At 68.4% G+C, this 21,541-nt stretch carries 22 protein-coding genes; 10 read left to right on the top strand and 12 right to left on the bottom strand.

The annotated features are described in order from the left end of the window. Position 1 precedes the first annotated feature (1 nt). From ACTMTF_RS10265 to ACTMTF_RS10255, 3 genes are all read right to left on the bottom strand, one after another. The gene (locus ACTMTF_RS10265; protein WP_441110387.1) at positions 2–730 is read right to left on the bottom strand and encodes a Mut7-C RNAse domain-containing protein; all 729 of its coding nucleotides are present in this window, start codon (positions 728–730) and stop codon (positions 2–4) included. Beyond that, the gene (locus ACTMTF_RS10260; protein WP_441110386.1) at positions 718–1,722 is read right to left on the bottom strand and encodes a GNAT family N-acetyltransferase; all 1,005 of its coding nucleotides are present in this window, start codon (positions 1,720–1,722) and stop codon (positions 718–720) included. Before ACTMTF_RS10260 ends, ACTMTF_RS10265 begins: the two co-directional genes overlap by 13 nt. Before the next feature lie 65 nt (positions 1,723–1,787). Then, entirely contained in the window at positions 1,788–2,033 is a 246-nt protein-coding gene (locus ACTMTF_RS10255) for a DUF2630 family protein (protein WP_397009443.1), read from the bottom strand. A gap of 38 nt (positions 2,034–2,071) precedes the next feature. Between ACTMTF_RS10255 and ddaH the strand changes: the two genes are divergently transcribed. Together ddaH and leuA are read left to right on the top strand one after the other, a co-directional pair. Next, positions 2,072–2,818 carry a dimethylargininase gene (ddaH, locus tag ACTMTF_RS10250; RefSeq protein ID WP_441110385.1) on the top strand — a complete coding sequence of 249 codons (747 nt, stop codon included), beginning with the start codon at positions 2,072–2,074 and terminating at the stop codon, positions 2,816–2,818. A gap of 262 nt (positions 2,819–3,080) precedes the next feature. Further along, positions 3,081–4,787: a 2-isopropylmalate synthase gene (gene leuA / locus ACTMTF_RS10245; protein WP_441110384.1), complete on the top strand. Its 1,707-nt coding sequence runs from the start codon at positions 3,081–3,083 to the stop codon at positions 4,785–4,787. 149 nt (positions 4,788–4,936) lie between these two features. Here the strand turns inward: leuA and ACTMTF_RS10240 are convergent, their stop codons facing one another. The 6 genes from ACTMTF_RS10240 to ACTMTF_RS10215 form a co-directional block, all read right to left on the bottom strand. Further along, on the bottom strand, positions 4,937–5,257 hold the full coding sequence (locus ACTMTF_RS10240) for a hypothetical protein (RefSeq protein ID WP_441110383.1): 321 nt from the start codon (positions 5,255–5,257) through the stop codon (positions 4,937–4,939). 266 nt (positions 5,258–5,523) lie between these two features. After that, positions 5,524–7,713 carry a hypothetical protein gene (locus ACTMTF_RS10235; protein ID WP_441110382.1) on the bottom strand — a complete coding sequence of 730 codons (2,190 nt, stop codon included), beginning with the start codon at positions 7,711–7,713 and terminating at the stop codon, positions 5,524–5,526. Next, complete coding sequence (locus tag ACTMTF_RS10230) at positions 7,710–7,952, bottom strand: hypothetical protein (RefSeq protein WP_441110381.1); 243 nt, start codon at positions 7,950–7,952, stop codon at positions 7,710–7,712. Before ACTMTF_RS10230 ends, ACTMTF_RS10235 begins: the two co-directional genes overlap by 4 nt. Before the next feature lie 676 nt (positions 7,953–8,628). Next, on the bottom strand, positions 8,629–8,739 hold the full coding sequence (locus ACTMTF_RS10225) for a DUF397 domain-containing protein (protein WP_441110635.1): 111 nt from the start codon (positions 8,737–8,739) through the stop codon (positions 8,629–8,631). Positions 8,740–9,050: 311 nt separating this feature from the next. Then, complete coding sequence (locus tag ACTMTF_RS10220) at positions 9,051–9,263, bottom strand: DUF397 domain-containing protein (protein WP_441110380.1); 213 nt, start codon at positions 9,261–9,263, stop codon at positions 9,051–9,053. Continuing rightward, a complete protein-coding gene (locus tag ACTMTF_RS10215) occupies positions 9,251–10,078 on the bottom strand; it encodes a helix-turn-helix domain-containing protein (protein WP_441110379.1) in 828 nt (275 codons plus the stop codon). The genes ACTMTF_RS10220 and ACTMTF_RS10215 overlap by 13 nt, the downstream gene beginning before the upstream one ends. A 148-nt stretch (positions 10,079–10,226) precedes the next feature. Here ACTMTF_RS10215 and ACTMTF_RS10210 point away from each other — a divergent pair, with 148 nt between their 5' ends. From ACTMTF_RS10210 to ACTMTF_RS10190, 5 genes are all read left to right on the top strand, one after another. Next, positions 10,227–10,703, top strand: coding sequence for an ATP-binding protein (locus tag ACTMTF_RS10210; protein ID WP_441110378.1), 477 nt, complete (start codon positions 10,227–10,229; stop codon positions 10,701–10,703). Between the two features lie 619 nt (positions 10,704–11,322). Next, complete coding sequence (locus ACTMTF_RS10205; protein WP_397009461.1) at positions 11,323–11,610, top strand: hypothetical protein; 288 nt, start codon at positions 11,323–11,325, stop codon at positions 11,608–11,610. A gap of 248 nt (positions 11,611–11,858) precedes the next feature. Further along, the gene (locus tag ACTMTF_RS10200; protein WP_441110377.1) at positions 11,859–13,244 is read left to right on the top strand and encodes an MFS transporter; all 1,386 of its coding nucleotides are present in this window, start codon (positions 11,859–11,861) and stop codon (positions 13,242–13,244) included. After that, complete coding sequence (locus tag ACTMTF_RS10195) at positions 13,241–15,586, top strand: PEP/pyruvate-binding domain-containing protein (protein WP_441110376.1); 2,346 nt, start codon at positions 13,241–13,243, stop codon at positions 15,584–15,586. The genes ACTMTF_RS10200 and ACTMTF_RS10195 overlap by 4 nt, the downstream gene beginning before the upstream one ends. Positions 15,587–15,596: 10 nt before the next feature. After that, on the top strand, positions 15,597–16,205 hold the full coding sequence (locus tag ACTMTF_RS10190) for a TetR/AcrR family transcriptional regulator (RefSeq protein WP_441110375.1): 609 nt from the start codon (positions 15,597–15,599) through the stop codon (positions 16,203–16,205). Here the strand turns inward: ACTMTF_RS10190 and ACTMTF_RS10185 are convergent. Continuing rightward, positions 16,159–16,872: a TetR/AcrR family transcriptional regulator gene (locus ACTMTF_RS10185; RefSeq protein WP_441110374.1), complete on the bottom strand. Its 714-nt coding sequence runs from the start codon at positions 16,870–16,872 to the stop codon at positions 16,159–16,161. The genes ACTMTF_RS10190 and ACTMTF_RS10185 overlap by 47 nt on opposite strands. A gap of 114 nt (positions 16,873–16,986) precedes the next feature. Between ACTMTF_RS10185 and ACTMTF_RS10180 the strand changes: the two genes are divergently transcribed. The 3 genes from ACTMTF_RS10180 to ACTMTF_RS10170 are packed head-to-tail and all read left to right on the top strand — an operon-like array spanning position 16,987 to position 19,144. Beyond that, positions 16,987–17,340, top strand: coding sequence for a YrdB family protein (locus ACTMTF_RS10180; protein WP_441110373.1), 354 nt, complete (start codon positions 16,987–16,989; stop codon positions 17,338–17,340). 2 nt (positions 17,341–17,342) lie between these two features. Beyond that, positions 17,343–18,254, top strand: a complete 912-nt coding sequence (locus tag ACTMTF_RS10175) for an NAD-dependent epimerase/dehydratase family protein (protein ID WP_441110372.1) — start codon at positions 17,343–17,345, stop codon at positions 18,252–18,254. After that, positions 18,251–19,144 carry a Gfo/Idh/MocA family protein gene (locus ACTMTF_RS10170; RefSeq protein WP_441110371.1) on the top strand — a complete coding sequence of 298 codons (894 nt, stop codon included), beginning with the start codon at positions 18,251–18,253 and terminating at the stop codon, positions 19,142–19,144. Before ACTMTF_RS10175 ends, ACTMTF_RS10170 begins: the two co-directional genes overlap by 4 nt. On the opposite strand, the gene ACTMTF_RS10165 is transcribed toward ACTMTF_RS10170, so the two are convergent. Together ACTMTF_RS10165 and ACTMTF_RS10160 are read right to left on the bottom strand one after the other, a co-directional pair. Further along, positions 19,122–19,955 (bottom strand): trypsin-like serine peptidase, encoded by an 834-nt coding sequence (locus tag ACTMTF_RS10165; protein WP_397009476.1) that lies wholly within the window; start codon positions 19,953–19,955, stop codon positions 19,122–19,124. The two genes, ACTMTF_RS10170 and ACTMTF_RS10165, sit on opposite strands and share 23 nt — an antisense overlap. Positions 19,956–20,114: 159 nt before the next feature. Then, positions 20,115–21,386, bottom strand: coding sequence for a Glu/Leu/Phe/Val family dehydrogenase (locus tag ACTMTF_RS10160; protein ID WP_441110370.1), 1,272 nt, complete (start codon positions 21,384–21,386; stop codon positions 20,115–20,117). Positions 21,387–21,541 lie beyond the last annotated feature (155 nt).

Raw genomic sequence — 21,541 nt, 5'->3', positions numbered from 1 at the left:
GTCAACCGGCGACCCACTGGCGGGCCGAGCGGACGATCTCCTCCAGGTCGCCGCTGTGCGCGCCGTGCCAGTAGACCTGGCCGCACACCCGGCACTGGCCGTAGGCGTCGTAGTTCCTACGGGTGCCGGCGCGCAGCATCGGCTCCACGTCCCGCTTGGCCACCGTGCTCAGCTCGCCGTTGCAGGCCGTACACCTCGTCCATGGACGCAGCGGCGGGGAGAAGCGTTCGAGCAGGTCGCGGAGCTGGTCCGGAGCCCGCGAGCCGCGCACGTACGCGCCCAGCCACAGGGCGCGGCGGCGCAGCAGGCCGCGGTCCTGGGTGAGCAGCACCCGCCGCTCCTCGTTGGCCTGCACGACCAGCGACGGGTCGTCCATGTCGTTGTGGTAGGCCGTGTCGATGCCGAGCAGGCGCAGCCGCCTGGCCAGCGTGCCCAGGTGGACGTCGAGCAGGAAGCGCGGCTCCTCGGGCAACGGCTGCGGCCGGGGCACCGCCCGCACCTCCACCACGTCACCAGGACGCGGCTGGTAGGACGGCGGCACGCCCCGGTCACCGACCGTCATCGGGCCGACCTCCGTCAGCGGGACGCCCGCCGACTCCACGTGGTGCCCCAGCGTGGAGAAGCCGTCGAGGACGATCCGCTGAGTGCTGGTACGGCGGCTCGCGGGCAGGAACATCATCAGCTCCGGCGCGATGCGAAGAAGTATGTGCCGTTCCGTCACAACGCCCATTCTGCGCTCTTCCTTGTCTGGAGCGGGAGCCGCCACTCGTTCCACTCGTCCAGCAGCTCGAAGCCCATGGCCTCGTTGATCGCCAGCATGTGGGCGTTGGACGTCGCGTTCCAGGTGATGACGCGGTCGAGGTGCGGCTCCCGCTCGCGCAGCCAGAACAGGTTGGTGAGCTTGAGCAGCAGGCCGAGGCGGTGGCCGCGGTGCTCCCTGAGCACGGTCGTGTCGCCCTGGTGCGCCCAGCCGTCCGCGCGATCCGCCCTGAGGAAGACGCGCGTGTAGCCCGCGGGGGCGCCGTCGGAGGTCCGCCGGGCCAGGACGGTGTAGGAGTCGTCGCCGCCTTCGCGGGTGCGCTGCTCGTCGGCTCGGACCCGTTCGAGGGGGAGGTTCATCGCCTCCACGCCCGCGTCGCGGGGCGCGTCGTTCATTCCGTCCATCACCGTGGCGAGGTCGGGCAGCAGCTCCGGACTCGTGGGGCCGGTCCATCGCTCCAGGCGATAGCCCCCGCTGCGGGGGAGCATCCGCTCAAAGGCGTCCCAGTCGACCTTGCGGAGGTCGAGCACGCGGCGGGCCTCGGCCACGCCGACCGTGAAGCCGTGCGCCGGCGCGAACCGCGCGCCGGGGCCCTCGGCGGGCGTCTCCGCGAGCAGCAGCCGTCGGCCGTCGGCGTGCAGCCGGTCGAGGGCGTGGGCGAGCAGGGCCGAGCCCATCTCCTGCCGACGCCGCTCGGGGCGCACCACGAGGGGGAACAGGATGCCCATGTGGGTGTTGTCGTAGCGGGGGAAGCTCAGACCGTAACCCGCGACGACCTGGCCGCCCTCGACCACGACCCAGGCCTCCGCACGCGCCCCGGGGCCGCCCCCGCCGACCACCCGCCGGAAGCGGGCGGCAGAGACCTGCGGGCCGGGCACCCCCTCCATGGCGGCGACGAACGCGTCGTGGAAGTCGTCGAGCAGGCGGCCGGGGTGCTCGGCGTCGATGCGCTGGATCTGCATGAGCCCACACAAGCGCACCCGTCGCCGGGCACGCGAGCCATTTACTGGCGGTGGTTCTCCACCTGTTACTGCCGGTAGTTCTCCACCTGGTCGGCGGGACGGGCGGCCGCGCCGTCCGGGTCCTCGCCGACGCCGCGTCGCGCCCGGCGCTGCCGGAGCAGGTCCCAGCACTGGTCGAGGGCCACTTCCAGTTGCTTGACCCGGGCGTTCTCCTCATCGGTGCCGAGCTCGCCGGTCCGCAGCTTGCTGCGCAGTTCGTGCTCCTCGTCGACCAGAGCGCTGATCGTGGAGAGAATCTCGTTGTCCCGCATGACCGAGACTCTACCGACCACGTGATAGAAAACGCCCTATGTCCGGTATCGCGCTGGTAAGAATGCCTGGTCCTCGAATCGCCGAGGGGATCGTCACCCATGTCCGGCGAGAGGTCGTGGACAGCGCGCTGGCCGCTGACCAGCACGCCCGTTACGTGGCCGCGCTCGCTGCGAACGGATGGCGGGCGGTGTACGCCGAGCCTGCCGACCACCTGCCCGACGCGCCGTTCGTGGAGGACACGGTCGTGGTGGCCGGGCAGCTGGCCGTACTGACCAGGCCGGGCGCACCGGAGCGGCGGCCGGAGGGTGAGTCCGTGGCGGCGGCCCTGCGGGAGCTCGGGGTGAAAGCGGTGCGCATCACCGCGCCTGGGACGCTCGACGGCGGGGACGTACTGCAGGTCGGGAACACCGTTTACGTCGGCAGGTCCGCGCGGACCAACGACCAGGGGATCAGGCAGCTCAGCGCGCTGCTGCCGGAGCGGCGGATCGTCCCCGTGCGGCTGACCGGGGTGCTGCATCTGAAATCGGCGGTCACGGCGTTGCCGGACGGCACGCTCATCGGCGATCCGGCGTACGTGGACCTGCCCGACCTGCTGGTACCGCTGGAGGAGCCGGGGGCGCACGCGGTGCCGCTGGGCGATGACCGGGTCCTGATGGCGGCGTCCGCGCCGCAGACTGCGGCCATGCTGGAGAAGCGCGGATTCAGGGTGACGGTGGTGGATATTTCGGAGTTTGAGAAGCTGGAGGGGTGTGTCACCTGCCTCAGCGTCCTCATCTCCTCGTGACTTCTTACGGTGGGGCTTCTTACGGTGGGGCTTCTTACGGTGGGGCTTCCTACGGTGGGGCCTTCTACGTGTGACTTCTCACGATGTACTTCTCACGATGTGGAACCGGGCGGGGTCACGGTGAGACGTCTGATAGCGTGAAAGCCATGCTGCGCGGACTGCTTCTTAGCTGCCGCGGCGGGGGCCTCTAGGCCGGCTCCCTCGCCGCGGAGCCTGTCATGCGCGTCGGCCGTTTCCCTTCGACCGACGAGGAGCACCCGACATGACCTCTCAGCAGCCCAGCCCGATGCCGTTCCAGCGCTACCAACCCTTCGAGCCGATCAGGCTGACCGATCGCACCTGGCCTGACAAGGTCATCACCGAGGCCCCGCGCTGGTGCGCGGTCGACCTGCGGGACGGCAACCAGGCGCTGATCGACCCGATGGACGCTCACCGCAAGCTCCAGATGTTCGAGCTGCTGGTGAAGCTGGGCTACAAGGAGATCGAGGTGGGCTTCCCGGCCGCCTCACAGACCGACTTCGACTTCGTACGCCAGATCATCGAAGAGGACCGGATCCCCGATGACGTGGTGATCCAGGTGCTGACCCAGGCCAGGCCGGAGCTCATCGAGCGCACCTACGAGTCCATCGAGGGCGCCAAGCAGGCCATCGTCCACCTGTACAACTCCACCTCCACGCTGCAGCGCCGGGTCGTCTTCGGCATGGACCGCGAAGGCATCACCGCGATCGCCGTCGAGGGCGCCAAACTGGTCAAGAAGCTCGCCGACGCCAGCGACGTGGACGTACGCTTCCAGTACTCACCCGAGTCGTTCACCGGCACCGAGCTGGAGTACGCGGTGGAGGTGTGCGACGCCGTCAACGAGGTGTGGCAGCCCACCCCCGACCGCAAGGTCATCCTCAACCTGCCCGCCACGGTCGAGATGGCCACCCCCAACGTCTACGCCGACCAGATCGAGTGGATGCACCGCAACCTGGCGCACCGCGACTCGATCATCCTGTCGCTGCACCCGCACAACGACCGCGGCAGCGCCGTGGCCGCCGCCGAGCTGGGCTATATGGCCGGCGCCGACCGCATCGAAGGCTGCCTGTTCGGCAACGGCGAGCGCACCGGGAACGTCTGCCTGGTGACGCTGGGGATGAACCTGTTCTCCCAGGGCGTCGACCCGCAGATCGACTTCAGCGACATCGACGAGATCCGCCGCGTCACCGAATACTGCAACCAGCTGCCCGTACACCCGCGGCACCCCTGGGGCGGCGAGCTGGTCTACACCGCCTTCTCCGGCTCCCACCAGGACGCCATCAAGAAGGGCTTCGAACACCTGGAGCGCGACGCCGCGGCTGCGGGGGTCCCGGTGGACTCGTTCACCTGGGCGGTGCCGTACCTGCCGATCGACCCCAAGGACATCGGACGCACCTACGAAGCCGTCATCCGGGTCAACAGCCAGTCCGGCAAGGGCGGGGTCGCCTACATCATGAAGGCCGACCACCAGCTCGACCTGCCGCGCAAGCTGCAGATCGAGTTCTCCAAGGTGGTGCAGGCTCGGACCGACGCCGAAGGTGGGGAGATCAGTCCGGCTGCCATGTACTCCATCTTCCAGGATGAGTACCTGCCGACTCCGGACAACCGGTGGGGGCGGCTGGGGCTGATGGCGCACCGACACGAGTCCACGGTCGACGACAAGGACCGGATCAGCGCTGATGTGCGCGTTGACGGGGAGATCCGGGAGATCTCGGGTGCTGGCAACGGGCCCATCTCGGCCTTTGTCGATGCCATCGCTGGGGTGGGGGTCAAGGTGCGGGTGCTCGATTATGTCGAGCACGCCATGAGTGCTGGGGCGGATGCCAAGGCTGCCTCTTACCTGGAGTGTGATGTGGACGGGCAGGTGCTGTGGGGGGTGGGGATCGACGCCAACACCACTACGGCATCGCTCAAGGCGGTCATCTCAGCGGTTAACCGCGCCTCGCGCTGATGGATGGTTAGTGCTTTTACTGGCTGAGCCCCGCATTGACCTGCTGGGGTGGAGGCTGGCATAGGTCCACAATGCCATGTGCCGATCTTTCGACCGCGTCCTCCGTGATCATCGGGGGCGCGGCCGGGGTGTTTTTGGGGGCAGTGAGGCTATGCGCCGGGGGTGCAGTCGTACAGCTCGCCGTAGCGCTTCTGGGCGATGCGCATGAGGTCGGTGAGGTCTTTGATAGCGTCCCTTCCTTTAACGACCTGGGGTAGGGAGATATCAATCAATCGCTCTTTTTTAGAGCAACTGAATTTCGCGCTTATTTGGTACGGCTGATCGTTCGATGGCGGATTGGGTAGGTGCGCAGCCATGCCATCGCCGAGATCGGTTGGAAGCGCGACTCCGCCATTCCTGCTGTAAACCTCGCGTCTGTCGTCCATAAGAAAATCCAGATCCTCGCGAGGCGTTCCACGGCTTTCCTGCATCCACCAAACTTCTAGAGAGTGGGTGGCTGCCTCAGGGGCTCGGCAGTCACCGTTCCTATCAGTGCCATTGGTTCTCTCGGCAAGAGGCCCGGTCACTCCAGAGACGAGGCGAAACGCGTTCTCCGGGACGAACGTGCAGACATATGGTGCGGAATCTACTATCGGCTGGGAAAGTGGGGCCGGTGCGGAAATTATGTCGGCCTCTGAGGTGCAGGCTGCGGCAAGCGCCATGAGGGTAGCCAGAGCGATAGGAAGACGAGCAATCCTCATTTGCCACCTACGGAGGAGGGAATTTTAAGGCCGAGATAGTCGTTCACGGCACTGGTCGTGCGGAAGGTGGTTTCAAAATCAGTTAGCACGCTGCTAATTCCTCCTGATTTGCGGGCCCACGCGAGGAACTGGCTGTACTCCTGCGAACTCATCTCGATAAATGGTTTGAGCTTCGGTGGGGTGTCGGCGGCGAATGGCTGGTTTTTTAGTTCTCGTCCGTCGAGCAAGCCCTTGTTAAGTATTGTTGTGGCGAGCATCTGCTCTGTCAGTCGCTCCACTGCCAGCCGATTGTTCGCGATTGTTTGGTTGGCCTCGTCTAGGCCTCCCCGGTGCGCGGACATTTGTTGGGCTACGTGTTTGGCGATCTCATCGTACGTGGCTCCGGCTAGTTTGTCGTATTGCTTGCTGATCAGTTCGCCGAAGGCTCCGACGGCCAGTTCGCTCACCTGCCTGGTCCCTGGTACGGGGAGCAGTCCTATCGCGTTGCGCACCATGGTCTTCAACGACTCGTCCACCTTCTTGTCGTCCAAGCCTTGAGCGATCAGAGTCTGGCGGCGGATCTCCACGATGTGGCCGAAGGGGGAGGCCTCTTCCTTGGTTCGGTCCTCCAGGGAATGGAGGATGTCGTCCTTAGTGACCCGTCCATCCTCATCAAGGTCGAACTGCTTGATGTCGGACTTCGTGAACCCGAACTGCTCGGCATTGGAAGCGGTAAGGCCGACCGGAGGCACCGTCTCGAGCGCCGCTCGCATGTGTTCGGTCTGTGCTCTCACTAGCGCCTCGAACCCGGCATTGTCGGAGGTGGCCAGCACCAGCGCGTAGGACATATCCCCCGCTTTGACCTCGCCGAAGCTTCCCTTGTTCAGAAGAAGCTCGGAAAGCTGGTCAATGTTGGCCGAGATGGCGCGGGCCAAAGGGTAGCTCAGGGGTGCCAGTCGATCGAAGGTTTCTCTGTTTCGTATCGTCAGGTTGCCGTCAGCGCCTTGTTCGAAGGCGCTGCGCACCTCGTCAGCGACGATCTTTGTCATCTTGGCGGCCAGAGCCTGGGAGGTGGCGTCCTGGCCCGTTGTCGCGGTCACCAGCATGTCGTTCAGCGGCGCGTAGTTGCCCAGATAGCGGGAGACGCCCCACCGGGTCGTCAGCAGGTAGTCCAGCATGGACTCCTTCCACCCGGCCGGGGTGTGGGCCAGGAGGGCATGAGAGGCTTCCCGGCTGGACTTCGCCGCGTGGAACAGGTCGTCCACCACCGAGGACGAGCTCTTCGCCCCCGGAGGGCCGGCCTGCGTCCCCGGTCTCAGCAGGGTGCCGAGGCCCAGGACGCTGGCCAGGTCGAGGATGGGTCGTTGGACCCACGAGTAGTCCTCGCTCGCCTTCCATGCGCTTTCGCGCTGCTCCCGCTCGTAAACGATCACGTCACGCCCGACGATCTCCATGAACTCCTTCGAGTACGGCGGCTTCCCCTCGTGAGCACGCCAGATGAGTGCCTGAGCCTGGTAGCCCGAGTACTTCATATCGCCGGACTTGTGCTCGGTCCGGCCCTGCTTCACCAAGTCTCTGGTGAAATCAGCCCCCATGTACGCGGGATTCTTCGGATCGGTCGCCTTGGCCAGCGTCCTGCTGAGCATGCCCAAGGCCCTCTGGCCCTGGGCTGAGAGCGAGGCCACGCGCGCCAAATCGCCGTGCTTGGAGGCGGCGCGCAACTGCGTGGCGATGGCGCCGGGCAGCCGCGTCGCCCCTCCGGCTCCTAGAACGCTAAGGAATACCTTGACGAACTCCGCGTCCCCGGCCCGCGAGGCGTACTTCTCCAGCTCGGCCAGCGCCTTGGCATCTCCTCGCGATGCGTTCAGCGCGGCCCGACCGGCCAGCGTCCCATCCAGCAGGCTCTTGGCGGCATCCAGGCCGTCAGGCATTTCCAGGAAGCTCCCGGCTGGAGTGCTCGTCCCGAAGCTGACCTTCTGCCGCTGCAGTTCACGGACCAGCTTCTGCCGCCGCCGCAGGTCTTCGGCCTGTGTGGTGACCCGTCCGGCCAACTCCCGAAGCCGCGTCGCCGGAGAGGTGTCGAGCCCGGCGCCCTGCAACTCGCCGTGCAGCCTCCGCGCCAACTCCTCCAACTGCCGGGCGGCCTGGGCGTGCCTGCCCGTCATCGTGTCGAACTCAGGCTGTTTGACCCCGCTGAACTCCGTCATGGCTTGTCCGGGAGCGCGGCCAGTTTCTGATTGGCGCTCTGTACGGCCCGCGTGAGCATGTCCCATAGCTCCCGCTGATCAGCGTGGACCTGCGTGTCGAATCGGGTGCCCGTCGGCCCCACCCAGGCGTCGGTCTCCATCAGCCGGCAGGAAGGGGTGAGCGCCCACCAGTGCTCGTCCGACAGGCGCTGGATGCGCTGCGCCACGGCTCGCATCGCCTCGCGATCGAGGTCGGCCAAGATGATCCCCTTGGATGGCTCGCTGCAAAGAACCAGGTCAGGAGGCGGCGTCCCCCACGTCTTTCACACGGTAATCAACATTGCATCAACAAAACAAGCACAACCTCGATGAAAGGCATAGCGAGTACGAGTTTCGTTCGGGAATTGGATGTTTTGCCTGGTTGGGGCATGGCTACTAGCCACCGTCAAAGGCAGATTTGCGTGGAGCGGACGTTCTGGTACAAATATGATCTTCAGGTTATCTCGTCGAGCAAGAATTCACGGTCGCTCACCCTGATGAGAATGAAACCCGGTGGGCACTCGCTGAGCATCAGTTGAAACGCCGGAATGAGACTGGGATCGGATGGGCGACGGGTGCATCGACCCGAGCGGTGGGATCATGGTCGCCCGGGTCGAGCCGACGCAGAGGGTGCAACGGTCCGCCAGCTGCGCAATCGAATGCCGTCCAGGTCTTCCTGGCGTGGCGGTAAGATCGGTGAACCTTCGTCAGTGTTGATGACGACGTCGAACAAGACAGGAGAGTTGCAGGGAAGCGCTAGGAGCTCTTTGCCTATGCGTCGAACTGGCGCAGGGGCAGGGAACGCCCTCGATACGGGCAAGTGGGGCTGGTGGTGCCTAGCCGAACTCGCCGTTCCTCACGCCTGCGATGAAGGCGTCCCATTCGCCGGCGGTGAAATCAATGCTGAACCAGTGCGGTCCTTGCTGTTGCGGACGCCTCGACGTTCAGCTCGGCGACCTCAACGCAGTCGCCGCCATCGGGGCCCGATCGGGTGGACTTGCGCCACATGGCTGTGTCGAGTTCCCGAGCCGGCTCGTCCATCATGGCAGCGGCTTCTTGATGAGGTCCAGGTGCTCGCGCTGGGGCCGCGCTTTGGTGTGAATCCCCTCGTGTGAGTATGTCAGGACGTTGAGGTCGCCTGGTCACTCTGATGTTCGGTTCATGATTCCATCCCGGCACGGCCCTCGATGAGTCCCCCATCCCACTATGGCGGGTGTCCAGAGAAGAACTGGGAGGTTAAGGCAGAGGACCTTCTCGGAGAGAGGCTCTGGGGGAAGGTCCTGTGCTGGTGCCTCTTTGTGAAGTGAAGCTGACGGTATTTAGCCGAACTCGCCGCCCTTCACACCTGCGATGAAGGCATCCCATTCTCCTGGGGTGAAGACCAGTACGGGGCCGGTGGGGTTCTTGCTGTCGCGGACGCCTCGGCGTCCACCGGACAGGTCAGCGATTTCGACGCAGTTGCCACCATCGCTTCCCGAGTAGGTGGACTTGCGCCATGTAGCCATGCCGAGTTCCTGGGTCAGCTCGTCCATCGCTGCGTTGCCTCCTTGATCATCTTCGTGGATTCACGCTGTGACAGCGCTTCGGCGCGAATCCCCTCGTATCTGAATGTTAGAAGGCTGACGTCTTCTGGTCGCTCTGTTACCCGCCCCAAGACTCCAGCGGATTCGATGTAAGCCGTGTCAGGGATTCCCTGCGTTCGAGCGATAGCGAACCCTCCCAAGAGTCCTGGGGTTGAGTAGGCGTTGAGAGGGAGGATTTGAATGGTTATCCGTGGCGCTTGTCCGAGCTCAATAAGGCGGTTGAGCTGCGGCGACATCATGGCGGAGTCACCGATCGGACGATGCAGGATCCCTTCGTCTAGGACGACCCAGAGCATCGGGGGGTTGGTGCGGTTAAGAATGCTCTGGCGCTCCATTCGAGCGGTGACCTGCTCTTCGATCTGTTCTGGTCCTACGCCTGGCTCACCGCTCAGGATGGCCCTGGCGTAGTCCTCGGTCTGAAACAGGCCGGGGATCATCAACGGTTCCCAGGCACGGATCGACTCCGCTGTGGCCTCTACGTCGAGCCAAGGCCGGAACCACATCGGAGCCGCTGTGTGACTGACCATCGGCCAGAGCCGCATCAGCACCCCCTCCGCCTCCAGCGCCTCGTCGCAGTAGCGGGCGAACTCTTCCGAAGGTGATCGTTGCGCGGTCTCGATCATGCTGATGGTGCCAACGGAGTAGGGCACCATCTTCGCGAGTTGGAGCTGGGACCAGCCCCGAGCCTTGCGGTATCGCCGCAACTCGAAGCCGAAGAGCGCGGTTGGAGAATCCGAGGGGTATAGATCGCTTTCCTTAGGCATCTGACCTCCGGGGGATTTCATCAACGTTTCAGCAAGCTGTAGATCGGAACCGTTGATGACTGGTTGAAGTCAATCGACTACTTAATGTAGCTGAGGCTTGGGATGGTGGAAAGGCCATCAAGGTCGACTTCTTTGAACGGGTGAAGTGATGAAAGCAGCGAGCACGGAGCCGAGGATCATCGGTTCGATCCGGCTGGTGGGCATTCGCGAGTCCGTCTCGTACGCCCGCTCACAAGTGCGCAGCTGGCTCGGGGACGATCACCCTGCGGTCGACGACGCCGTGCTGGCGGTGTCCGAGCTGGTGACGAACGCGTTCCGGCACTCCGACGCCAGGCCGTACGACTTCATCGGCCTCACCGTCACCGAGGCGGAGGGGATGATCTATGCGGAAGTGCGTGATCCCGGCTCCGCCTTCTCCGACCCGTACATCCGGCAGGAGCCCGAGGCGGAGGACGGCCGTGGGCTGCTGATCGTCCGCGAGATCTCCCAGGACTGGGGGAGTCGCGAGCACGGCCGTGGGCTGGGCCGTACCGTCTGGTGCGCCATCCGGGCCGCCCATCCTTCCCCTGACCCCTCCGTTGTCGAACCGGTCTCCGGATCGGTCGGCGGACGCGGCCCTGGCTGAGCGGTGCGGTCAGTCAGGGCCGGGCGACTCCGCCTTCTCGTGGAGGGTGGGCGGCGGAGTCGTCGCCACAACGTCCGGCCGGGATCTTCCCCGTAGTTCCAGGGCCGGGCATGGCCCCCGGTGAGGGTGCATCCTTCCCACCTCATCGGGGGCCATCTGCTTGACGTTTCAGGACGCTGTACCCGTTCGGCCGAGAAAGTAGGGAAACCCGTCGTATTCCCGGCGTATTCCACGGTGCTGCCGGCGCGTGCAAAGATCGCTCCAGTAGGGCCTGGCCGCCTGGAGGGCGTTTCTCCGGGCGGTGAAGTCTTGGCTGTTCAGCGGGCTGGAGGCTGAGGACCTGCTTGGGGTGGGGATGTCGAGCTTGGTGAGTAGGGCTTGGTGGGGTCGGTGACCTGCTGAAACGTGCCGGTTCTGAGCCGAGGTCCCGGCTGCCGCCGACGCGGCGCTACGTCATCCACGGACCGCGAGAACATCCCGAAAAATGATCATCTTCCTAAAGCATGCCTTGTGTACGGGAGGCGTGGCCAGGGTTGGCCAGGTTCTCCATGAAAGGATCATTGTGTTTCGTATTGTTCGGCGTTCTGCCCTTGTAAGCGCGCTCGCGATGGGTGTCGCCATGGCCGCCATCGGGTTCACGCCCGCCTCGGCCGCGGCGACACCGCCGTATGCGCTCGTCAAGCTGGTCTTCAGGTGTACGCACGTGGGCCCGGTGTCGGTCACCGTCCAGGGTCCGGGCGTCGCGGCCAGCGCTCGCCGCAACACGGGCACGAGCTACTTCCGGGGCCGGCCCGGCGTCTACAAGATCAAGCGCCTCGCGAACGGCCGGATCGCACCGAGGAGCAGGTCCATCGCGATCAAGAAGTTCTCGACCCGCACCATCAACGTCTGCTCCCTGAAGTGGTGATCGCGGGTCCGGGAGAATCCGTTCATATGTGATCCCCGGACCGCCGGTCGTGGTCGTACCCGCTGGTGAGCTCCGACAGCTCCCGCGCAGGTCGCCACGGTGATGCCCCGCTCTCGTACCCGAGGGCGGGGCATGGGTGTTCTGGGGGCTGGACGAGCATGTCCATCCCAACCAGTTAGTGAACGTTGCGTTTCCTAAAGGTGACGTCTACTCTGATTAGAGAACGACTAGTTCTCTAGGGGGTCGCCGTGGGGCTTGTGCTGTCTGGGCTGGTGCTCGCGATGCTGCTCGGCGCGCTCGACCAGACGATCATGACCCCCGCCCTCCCCGCCGTGGCGGGCAGCCTCGGCGGCCTCGACCAGATGCCCGCCGTCATCACCGCCTATCTGGTCGCCGCGACCGTCGTCATGCCCCTGTACGGCAAGCTGGGCGACCGGTTCGGCCGTAAGCCGCTCATGCAGGTGGCGATCGTGGTGTTCGTCGTCGGCGCGGTGCTGTGCTCGATGGCCGCCACGATGCCGCAGTTCATCGCCTTCCGGGCGGTGCAGGGGATCGGCGGCGGCGGGTTGATGATCGGCGCGCAGGCCATCATCGGGGAGATCGTCAGCCCCCGCGAGCGCGGCCGCTACCTGGGACTGATCGGGGCGGCGTACGTCGTGGCCGCCGTGGGCGGGCCGCTGGTCGGCGGGTTCTTCATCGACAGCGTCGGCTGGCGGTGGATCTTCGCCATCTATCCGCCGCTCGGGCTGCTGGCGTTCGCCGTGCTGACCGCCACGCTGAAGCTGCCCAGGCCGGTCGCGCGGGCGCCGATCGACGTCGCCGGGGCGCTCACGCTGGCCGTCGCCGTGGTGGGGGTGGTCATGCTGGGCCAGACCCGCGTTTCGGTGTTCCTGGCCGTGGCGCTGGTGGGGGTGGTGGCGTGGCTGGTGAGCGCGCGGCTGGCGACCGATCCGATCCTGCCGCTGCGGCTGTTCAAGGACCGCGCGTTCGCCGTACCGGTGCTGATCAGCCTGCTCATCGGGTTCGCGCTGTTCGGGACCATCACCTACATCCCCGCCTACCTGCAGATCGCGCTCGGCTCGTCGGCCACCCAGGCGGGGCTGCTGGTGACCGCGCTGATGGGCGGCGTGCTGACCACCACGATCGTCTCCGGCCGGCTGATCAGCCGGACCGGCCGCTACCGGGGCTACCCGGTGGCCGGAACGGCGCTGGCCGGGGTGGGGCTGGCGTTGCTGCCCATGGCGGCGGGCCGGGCGGCGACGCTCGCCGGGGTGCTGCTGCTCGTCGGCCTCGGGGTAGGGCTGGTCATGCAGGTCATGGTCCTGGCCGCGCAGAACTCCGTGGCCTATGCCGACCTGGGCACCGCCACCTCGTCGGTGACGTTCCTGCGCCAGATCGGCGCCTCCGCCGGGGTGGCCGTGGTGGGTGCGCTCATCACCTGGCGGTCCGCCGAGACCACCGGACATCAGCTGCCTGCCGGGGCCACCGGAACCCAGCTGCCCGCCGCCTTCGCCGAGGCCGTGCCGCCCGTGTTCGCGGCGATGGCGCCGCTGCTCGGGGTGGCCTTCCTGCTCGCGCTGGCCCTGCCGGCGCGTCCCCTTCGCACCACCGCGTATGCCGAGGAGCACTCATGAAACTCGTCGCACCCCTGCGGTCCTTCGGCCGTGAGGACCTCGCCCTGGCGGGCGGCAAGGGGGCCAACCTGGGGGAGCTGATCGCGCACGGCTTCCCCGTGCCTGACGGCTTCGTCGTCACGACCGACGCCTACGCGCAGGTCGCGGCCGGGCTGAGCACCCGCGACAGCGTCCAGCGGGCCGAGGTGCCCGACGAGCTGCGCCGGGAGATCATCAGGGCGTACGCCGAGCTCGGCGAAGGCGGCGGGCCGGTGGCGGTGCGCTCCAGCGCCACCGCCGAGGACCTGCCGGGCGCGGCGTTCGCCGGGCAGCAGGACACCTACCTCAACGTCGTCGGCGAGGACGCGCTGGTCGACGCGGTGCGCCGGTGCTGGGCCTCGCTGTGGACGGACCGGGCCGTCGCCTACCGCGACCGGCTCGGGATCGACCACGCCGGCGTGCGCATCGCCGTGGTCGTGCAGCGGATGGTGGAGGCGGAGAGCGCGGGCGTGCTGTTCACCGCGAACCCCGTCACGGGGGATCGGGACCGGCTCGTGGTCGACGCGAGCAGCGGGCTGGGCGAGGCCGTCGTCTCCGGCCTCGTCACCCCCGACCACTACGTGCTCGAACCCTCCGGGAAGGTCGCCGCGTACACACCTGGCCGCCGTGAGGTGGTCGTCCGAAGCACGGCGGGCGGCGGCGTCACCCACGACGAGAGCGGTAGCCCCGTCGAGCGGCTGCCCGACCAGGCCCTGCGCGAGCTGGCCAGGCTCGGCACCGAGGTGGCCGCCCACTTCGGCCGCCCGCAGGACATCGAGTGGGCGTACGCGGACGGCAGGGTGAGCCTGGTCCAGGCCCGTCCGATGACCGCGCTCCCGCCGCCGCCGCTCAGGCGGCTCAACCCGATCCAGCGCAAGCTCGGCTCGGTCCTGCTCGAGTACGTCCCCGTCAGGCCCTATCCGATCGACATGTCGACCTGGCTGCCGCACGGCCCGGCGGGGCTGATGGGAAGGGTGACGGGGTACTTCGGTGTGCACGGGGCGTTCGACAAGTTCCTGGAGGAGCAGGACGGAGTCGTCTACCGGATGGTGCCGCCGACCCCGCACCCCACCCCGCGCGTGCTGACCGCCCCGTTCCGGTTCGCGGCCAAGGCCAGGCGGTACGACCCGGCGCGGTGGACGGATGACCCGCGCTTCCGAGCGTTCCTGGAGACGAATCGCGAGCTGACCGCCCTCGACCTCAAGGCGCTTCCGTGGCCGGAGCTGGCCCGGGTGCCCAGGAGGGCGCTGGACGCGGTGCAGCCGGTGGCGGACCTGCGCATCGACTACCTGCCCGGGACCGGCCTGGCGCTGCTGCGACTGCTGCTGGCGGTCAAGCTGCTCGGCCGGGGCGCCCTGTTCAGCGGCCTGATCGCCGGCGGTCGCACCCGCACCGGGGACGCCAACCACGCCCTGGAGGAGTTGGCCGAGGAGGCCAGGCGCACCGGCGCGCTCGACGGCGCCGCCTTCGAGGCGAGGCTCCGGGCCTTCCTGGCCGAGTACGGCCACCGCGAGACCGCCACCCCGCTGCTGGTCACCCCGCCCACCTGGGCGGACGCGCCGGAGACGGTGCTCGACCTGGTCAGGCTGCTGGCGGCCGAGCCACCCACGCCCGCAATCCCAGGCGACGACGCGCTCGACAAGCTGCTCGCCCATCCTCTCCTGCGCCGTAGAAAAGCACGCTGGGTGCGGGCGGCCCGCGCCGGCGTCGCCTTCCGGGAGGACAGCCACTTCTATTTCACGATGCCGCTGCCCGTCCTGCGCAGGTCGCTGCTGGAGATGGGCCGCCGGCTGCGGGACGCGGGCGCGCTCGACGCCCCGGAGGACGTCTTCCACCTGCGGCTGGAGGAGCTCGAACGGCTCCCGGACAGTGATACGGACAGCGACTCCGGGCGGCACCTGCGCGCACTGGTGACCGCCAGAACCGCCAAGCGCGAGGAACTCGCGGGCGTGCGGCTCATCGACCCCAGGGCCGTCTTCCCCGTCAGGGAGCTGGGTGACGCCCTCGTCGTGGGCACGCCCGCCAGCGCGGGCCTGGCGACGGGGCCGGTGCGGATCGTCCGCGACCCGTCGGAGTTCGGCAGGCTCGGCGGCGGCGACGTGCTCGTCTGCCCCTACACCAACCCGTCGTGGACGCCGCTGTTCCAGCGGGCCGCCGCCGTGGTGGTCGACGCGGGCGGCAGCGCCTCGCACGCGGCGATCGTGGCCAGGGAGTACGGCATCCCCGCGGTGATGGGCACCGGCGAGGCGACCGCCACGCTGACCGACGGCCAGCTCGTGACCGTGGACGGCGATGCCGGACGCGTCACGGCGGCGGCTCCGTAGGATTCCTGACATGGTCACCGACCACCGCAAGCTTCCCCGGCGCCGGGGCGAGGCGCTCAACTCCGCCATCTTCCAGGCGACCCTCGACGAGCTGGCCGAAGGAGGATACGCCCAGCTCACCATGGAGCGGGTCGCCGAGCGGGCCAGGGCGAGCAAGGCGTCGCTCTACCGCCGCTGGCCCACCCGCGTGACGCTGGTCATGGCGGCCGTCTATCACTCGCTGCCCGACATGGTCTCCGTGCCCGACACCGGGAGCCTGCGCGAGGACCTGCTCGACGTGCTGCGGCGCTCGTCGGCGGCGCTGTCGGGGCCGGCGGGCGAGGCGATGCGCGGGCTGCTCAGCGAGGTGCTGCGGGACGAGTCCGTCGCCCAGGCCTTCCGGGAGAACTCCCAGGGCGCCAGCCGCAAGATGATGGCCGAGATCGCCCGGCGTGCCGTCGAGCGCGGCGAGATCGACCCGGCCGCCGTCACACCGCGCCGGCTGGACAGCGGCCAGGCGCTGATCAGGCAGTACTTTCTCTTTCACGGCCCGCCCATCCCCGACCGGCTCATCGTGGACGTGGTCGACGAGGTCATGGTCCCGCTGCTGGCCGGCGCAGGCCCAGCGTCGCGCCCATGATGCTCATGGAGCGCTCGAAGGCCGTGCGCCGCTCGTAGATGGTCTTCTCCAACTGGCCGAACAGCTCGAAGCTGACCCAGCCGTACAGCGCGGTCCACGCCGAGAACGCCCGGAGGGCCACATCGTCCGGGACGCCCGGCATGACGGTCCGGAGGTTCTCCGCGTCGGCGCGCAGCGTCTCCGGGGGAGGGCCGGCCAGGGCGGGCGGGTCGAGCGCGCCGGCCTCGTGGGCCTGTGAAACCAGTCGGCCCATGACGATCACATCGCGTAGCCGGGCCGGGATGGTGTCCTGGGGCGCCTCGTAACCGGGCACCGGTGAGCCGAAGAGCAGCGCGTACTCGTGCGGGTGGGCCAGCGCCCAGTCCCGCACGCCATGGCAGATGGCCAGCCACCGGCCGGAGTGGTCGTCGCCGGGACAGGCGGCGTCGGCCTGCTCGACCGCCTCGCCCAGCGCGTTGTAGCCGTCGATGATCAGGGTGGTGAGCAGGTCGTCGCGGCTGGGGAAGTAGCGGTAGATCGCTGACGACACCATGCCCATCTCGCGCGCCACGGCGCGCAGCGACAGTCCGCCCGCGCCCTCGGTGGCGAGCTGGCGGCGCGCGATGTCGGCGATCTCCTTGGTGAGCTCGGCTCTGACACGTTCTCTCGCGGTACGGCTCGCTGTCATGCCCTGCACGCTACCAGAGCGGCAGAAAGAAACGAGAGCACCGCTCTTGACGATTGGTGCTCTCATGCGAGAGCATTGCTCTTGTTCGAGAACGACAGTCATTCGGAGGAAACGATGCTCACTCTGGCAAAGGGCGCGAACCTGGCCCTGATGTTCCTGCTGGAGCTCGGTGTGCTCGTCTCCGCCGGCTACTGGGGTTTCACCGTCAGCCCCACCTGGGCCGTGAAGCTGCTCGCCGGGATCGGCGCGCCGGCCCTGTTCATCGCGCTCTGGGCCCTGTTCGGCGCGGGTGGCGGCGAGAACGCCGTCCTCCCGGCCATGGGCGCGGCCCGGGTCGTTCTGGAGATCGTCTGGTTCGGCGGCGGCGCACTGGCGCTCTACGCGGCGGGGGCCGTGACCCCGGCCGCCGTCTTCGCCGCCCTCTTCATCCTCAACGCGGTCCTCCGCATCGTCTGGAAGCAGGTCTGATCATGGGTAAGCACATCGTGGTGGGTTCCGGCCAGGTCGGCACGCATCTGGCCACCAAGCTCCTCGCGCAGGGACACGACGTCACCGTGGTGACCCGCTCGGGCGGCGGCCCTGATGGCGCCGTCAAGGTGGCCGCCGACGTGGCCGACCAGGCCCGGCTGATCGAGATCAGCAAGGGCGCGGACGTCCTCTACAACTGCGTGAACCCGCAGTACCACCGCTGGCTCACCGACTGGCCGCCGATGGCCGCCTCGTTCCTGGCCGCCGCCGAGGCGACCGGCGCGGTGCTGACGATGGTCGGCAACCTCTACCCGTACGGTCCCGTCACCGGCCCGATGACCGAGGACCTGCCGCTGGCGTCCACCACCCCCAAGGTGCGGGTCCGGACCAAGATGTGGACCGACGCCCTGGCCGCGCACCGGGCGGGCCGGATCCGGGTGACCGAGGTGCGCGGCTCGGACTACTTCGGCCCCGGCGCCACCGACCAGTCCTACCTGGGGGAGCGGTTCCTGCCCGCGCTCAAGGCGGGCAAGACCATCTCGCTCACGTGGCCCGCCGACATCCCGCACAGCTGGACGTACCTGCCCGACGTGGCGGACGCGCTGATCGTCGCGGGCGGCGACGAGCGCGCCTGGGGCCGGCCGTGGCACGTGCCCAGCAACGCGCCGATGACGTTCCGTGAGATCGGCGAGCGGATGGCCGCGCTGCTCGGCCGTCCGGCGCCCAAGATGCGGACGCTGCCCTGGCCGCTCGTGCAGGCGGTGGGCCTGGTCTCGCCCATGATCCGCGAGCTCAAGCACACCCGCTACCAGTTCGTCGCGCCGTACGAGCTCGACTCCTCCGCCTTCCAGCGGACCTTCGGCGTCGCGCCCACGCCCATGGACGAGGCGCTGAAGGCTACGCTCGGCGCATGAGGATTGCCATGATCGGCCTGGGCGACATCGCGGAGAAGGCGTACCTCCCCGTGCTCGCCGCTCAGGCCGGCGTCGACCTGCACCTGTGCACCCGCGACAGCGCGACGCTGGACCGGCTCGGCGAGACCTACCGGGTGGCCGGCCGCTCCACGTCCGTGGCCGAGGCGATCAAGGCCGACCTCGACGCGGCGTTCGTGCACGCGGCCACGGTGGCCCACGCGGAGATCGTCGAGGAGCTGCTCAGCGCCGGGGTGCACGTCTACGTGGACAAGCCGATCGCCGACAACCTGGCCGACTGCGAGCGGCTGGTGCGGATGGCCCGCGAGGAGGGCAGGTCGCTGATGGCCGGCTTCAACCGCCGCCACGCGCCCGGCTACGCGGAGCTCGCCCGGCTTCCCCGCCATCTGGTGCTGATGGAGAAGAACCGCCGGGAACATCCCGACGTGGCGCGCCGGGTGGTGTTCGACGACTTCATCCATGTGGTGGACACGCTGAGGTTCCTGGTGCCGGGACAGGTGACCGGCACCAGGTTCAGCACCCGGACCAGTGACGGGCTGCTGGAGCACGTCGTGCTGGAGCTGTCCGGCGACGGCTTCACCGCCATCGGCGTGATGAACCGGGCGAGCGGGGCGAGCGAGGAGAGCTGCGAGGTCATGGGCGCGGGCGTCAAGCGCCGCGTGGTCAACCTGGGCGACGTGATCGACTACGCCGGCGGCGAGGTCCTCACCAGGCGGCCCGACTGGGTGCCGGTCGCCCGGCAGCGCGGCATCGAGCAGATCTGCCTGGAGTTCCTCGCCGCGGTCCGCGACGGCCGCCTGATCACCGCCGACGACGCGCTGGTCAGCCACGCCATCTGCGAGGAGATCGTCATGGCGAGCTCGCCTGCCTGAGTCGCATGGCCCGGTCGGCCTGCTGGTACATACGGGTGAAGGACTTGCCGCCGAGCCGGGTGAGCACGGTGAAGCCCTTGGCGTCCTTCAGCGGGCTGGAGGAGGACACCACCCCCGCCACCTCCTCGCCGTACACCGCCGGCCCGCCGCTGCCGCCCGCCGCCGCGTGGCAGTTACGCGTGACGAGCACCCCCGGGCCGCGCTCGGTGCCCTCCACCGCGTCGCCCAGGCAGCGATACATCCGGGTGCCCGGATACTGCTTGCCCTTGGGATAGCCGAGCAGTTCCAGCCCGCGCAGCGCGGTCCCCTTGCCGGTGGCCAGCGGGCGCAGGCCCGGGCCGGTCACGTCCTCCAGCGACCGCCGCTCCGAGGTCGCCACCCCGACCAGCCCGACATCGTACGGCAACAACGCGGGGGAGTACGGCCGGCCGCGCCAGCGAGCCGGCACCCACGTCCGCACGGCCGGCCAGACGCCCAGCGGCGGGCTGCCCCGGTCGTAGGCCGGCAGGAAGGCGAGCTGCCGCAGCAGCCGGCCCTCGTGGTAGAGGCAGTGGGCGGCCGTCAGCACCAGGCTGCGGCTGCGCGAGCCGAGCACCACGCCGCCGCACATCAGGTGCGTGCCGGTGACCGGGTCACGGCCGACCAGCACCCCGGTCAGCCGCCGTGCGCCGGTGAAGGGACGGGACACAGGCGCGTACCCCAGCCGGTCGCCGTCCGGGGTGAGCACCTTGTGCGACGGGATGTTGCGATGCGAGACCTCCGTGACGGCGGTCGGGTCGAGCAGGGCCAGAGCGAGCAGCAACCTGAACACCTACCCACTTCTAGCAGGAAACGATCACCCCTTTGACCTGCGACATCAGTGTTTACCCAACCTGGATGGAGAGGCGGGTGCGACCGGCTGTCACGGCGGGAGCCCGCGCGTGACAGCCGGTCGGGCCGGCGCGCCGTCACGGGCGGGCCGGCGTTCTGGTCACGGGAGGAGTGCGCGCGTCTGGTGGGCCTCGGCGACGCGGCCGACCGCGATGACGTGGGCCGCCTGGCGCAGCGTGAGACCGCGCCGCGCGGCCAGCGTGCCGACCTCGGCGTAGGTGCTGACCATCAGGTCCCGCATCCTGCGCTCGGCCTGCTCCACGCTCCAGGAGTAGGCCTGCATGATCTGGACCCACTCCAGGTAGGACACGATCACGCCGCCGGCGTTGGCCAGGATGTCGGGCACGACCGTCGTGCCGTTGGCCGTGAGGATCTCGTCCGCCTCGGGCGTGGTGGGGCCGTTGGCGCCCTCCACGACGAGGCGGGCGCGCACGCGCGGCGCGTTCACCTCGGTGATCGCGCCTTCGAGCGCCGCCGGCACCAGCACGTCCACGTCCAGCTCGAACAGCTCGTCGTGGCCGAGGGCGTCGGCGTGGCGGTAGCCGAGGACGTGGCCGGACTCGGCCACCCAGGCCCGCAGGCCGGCGAGGTCGAGCCCGCCGGGCGCGTACACGGCGCCCGAGAGGTCGGAGACGGCGACGACCTTGCAGCCGGCGTCGGCGAGGTACTGGGCGGTGAGCGCGCCGACCTTGCCGAAGCCCTGCACCGCCACCGTCGCGCCCTCCGGCGAGCGGCCCAGCGCGGACAGGGCCGCGATCTGCACCCCGCGCGAGGTCGCGCCGGCCTGGCCGGGCGAGTCGCCCGGCGCGGCGCTGGTGACGACGCCGGGCAGCGCGTGGCCGGCGTTGACGCTGTAGGCGTCCAGGATCCAGGCCATGGTCCGCTCGTCGGTGCCGACGTCAGGGGACGGGATGTCGTTGTCCGGGCCCATCATCGGCAGGATCTCGTTGACGTAGCGGCGGGTCAGCCGCTCCAGCTCGCGGATGTCGAGCGTGGCCGGGTCCACGGCCACGCCGCCCTTGGCGCCGCCGTACGGGATGTCGGCCAGGGCGCACTTCCACGTCATGCCCATGGCCAGCGCGGTCACCTGGTGGATGTCGGTGCCGGGATGGAAACGGAGGCCGCCCTTGGCGGGGCCGCGTGAGACGTTGTGCTGAACCCGGTAGCCCTGGACGACGTCCATGTGGCCGTCCGCACGGCGCACCGGGACCGAGACGGTCAGCGATCGGCGGGGCGTGCCGAGCATCGTGCGGAGCCCGTCGCCGAGCCCGAGATGGTCGGCGGCCTGGCCGAGTTGGTAGAGAGCGGTGTCGAGGGCCTGGCGGCCGGGTGTGATCTGTGCCGGCGTCTTTGACGGCACCATGACGCTCATGAAAGAGGTCCTCCTGTTATGGACGCCCTATATTTGGGTAAGGCGCCGTTGCCTAAACCCATTTGGGCGTACTTGTCGTGATCAGCCTAGAGCGGGGTGTTTGGTGTTGCCTAGGGGGCTCTCGTCGTTACTGAGGCGATGCGCGGTCCTTGGAA

Origin of the sequence: Nonomuraea sp. ZG12 (genome assembly GCF_052068115.1) — a bacterium.
In the GTDB taxonomy this organism is placed as follows: Bacteria; Actinomycetota; Actinomycetes; order Streptosporangiales; family Streptosporangiaceae; genus Nonomuraea.
This window is presented reverse-complemented; position numbering and strand designations above follow the sequence as displayed.

Excerpts from the sequence above, each read along its gene's own strand:
- leuA (WP_441110384.1), top strand. The coding sequence starts at position 3,081 with ATGACCTCTCAGCAGCCCAGCCCGATGCCGTTCCAGCGCTACCAACCC.
- ACTMTF_RS10225 (WP_441110635.1), bottom strand. The coding sequence starts at position 8,739 with ATGTGGCGCAAGTCCACCCGATCGGGCCCCGATGGCGGCGACTGCGTT.
- ACTMTF_RS10180 (WP_441110373.1), top strand. The coding sequence starts at position 16,987 with ATGCTCACTCTGGCAAAGGGCGCGAACCTGGCCCTGATGTTCCTGCTG.
- ACTMTF_RS10160 (WP_441110370.1), bottom strand. The coding sequence starts at position 21,386 with ATGAGCGTCATGGTGCCGTCAAAGACGCCGGCACAGATCACACCCGGC.
- ACTMTF_RS10255 (WP_397009443.1), bottom strand. The coding sequence starts at position 2,033 with ATGCGGGACAACGAGATTCTCTCCACGATCAGCGCTCTGGTCGACGAG.
- ACTMTF_RS10210 (WP_441110378.1), top strand. The coding sequence starts at position 10,227 with ATGAAAGCAGCGAGCACGGAGCCGAGGATCATCGGTTCGATCCGGCTG.
- ACTMTF_RS10235 (WP_441110382.1), bottom strand. The coding sequence starts at position 7,713 with ATGACGGAGTTCAGCGGGGTCAAACAGCCTGAGTTCGACACGATGACG.
- ACTMTF_RS10185 (WP_441110374.1), bottom strand. The coding sequence starts at position 16,872 with ATGACAGCGAGCCGTACCGCGAGAGAACGTGTCAGAGCCGAGCTCACC.
- ACTMTF_RS10170 (WP_441110371.1), top strand. The coding sequence starts at position 18,251 with ATGAGGATTGCCATGATCGGCCTGGGCGACATCGCGGAGAAGGCGTAC.
- ACTMTF_RS10215 (WP_441110379.1), bottom strand. The coding sequence starts at position 10,078 with ATGCCTAAGGAAAGCGATCTATACCCCTCGGATTCTCCAACCGCGCTC.
- ACTMTF_RS10195 (WP_441110376.1), top strand. The coding sequence starts at position 13,241 with ATGAAACTCGTCGCACCCCTGCGGTCCTTCGGCCGTGAGGACCTCGCC.
- ACTMTF_RS10220 (WP_441110380.1), bottom strand. The coding sequence starts at position 9,263 with ATGGACGAGCTGACCCAGGAACTCGGCATGGCTACATGGCGCAAGTCC.
- ACTMTF_RS10260 (WP_441110386.1), bottom strand. The coding sequence starts at position 1,722 with ATGCAGATCCAGCGCATCGACGCCGAGCACCCCGGCCGCCTGCTCGAC.
- ACTMTF_RS10265 (WP_441110387.1), bottom strand. The coding sequence starts at position 730 with ATGGGCGTTGTGACGGAACGGCACATACTTCTTCGCATCGCGCCGGAG.
- ddaH (WP_441110385.1), top strand. The coding sequence starts at position 2,072 with ATGTCCGGTATCGCGCTGGTAAGAATGCCTGGTCCTCGAATCGCCGAG.
- ACTMTF_RS10175 (WP_441110372.1), top strand. The coding sequence starts at position 17,343 with ATGGGTAAGCACATCGTGGTGGGTTCCGGCCAGGTCGGCACGCATCTG.
- ACTMTF_RS10205 (WP_397009461.1), top strand. The coding sequence starts at position 11,323 with ATGGCCGCCATCGGGTTCACGCCCGCCTCGGCCGCGGCGACACCGCCG.
- ACTMTF_RS10190 (WP_441110375.1), top strand. The coding sequence starts at position 15,597 with ATGGTCACCGACCACCGCAAGCTTCCCCGGCGCCGGGGCGAGGCGCTC.
- ACTMTF_RS10240 (WP_441110383.1), bottom strand. The coding sequence starts at position 5,257 with ATGCAGGAAAGCCGTGGAACGCCTCGCGAGGATCTGGATTTTCTTATG.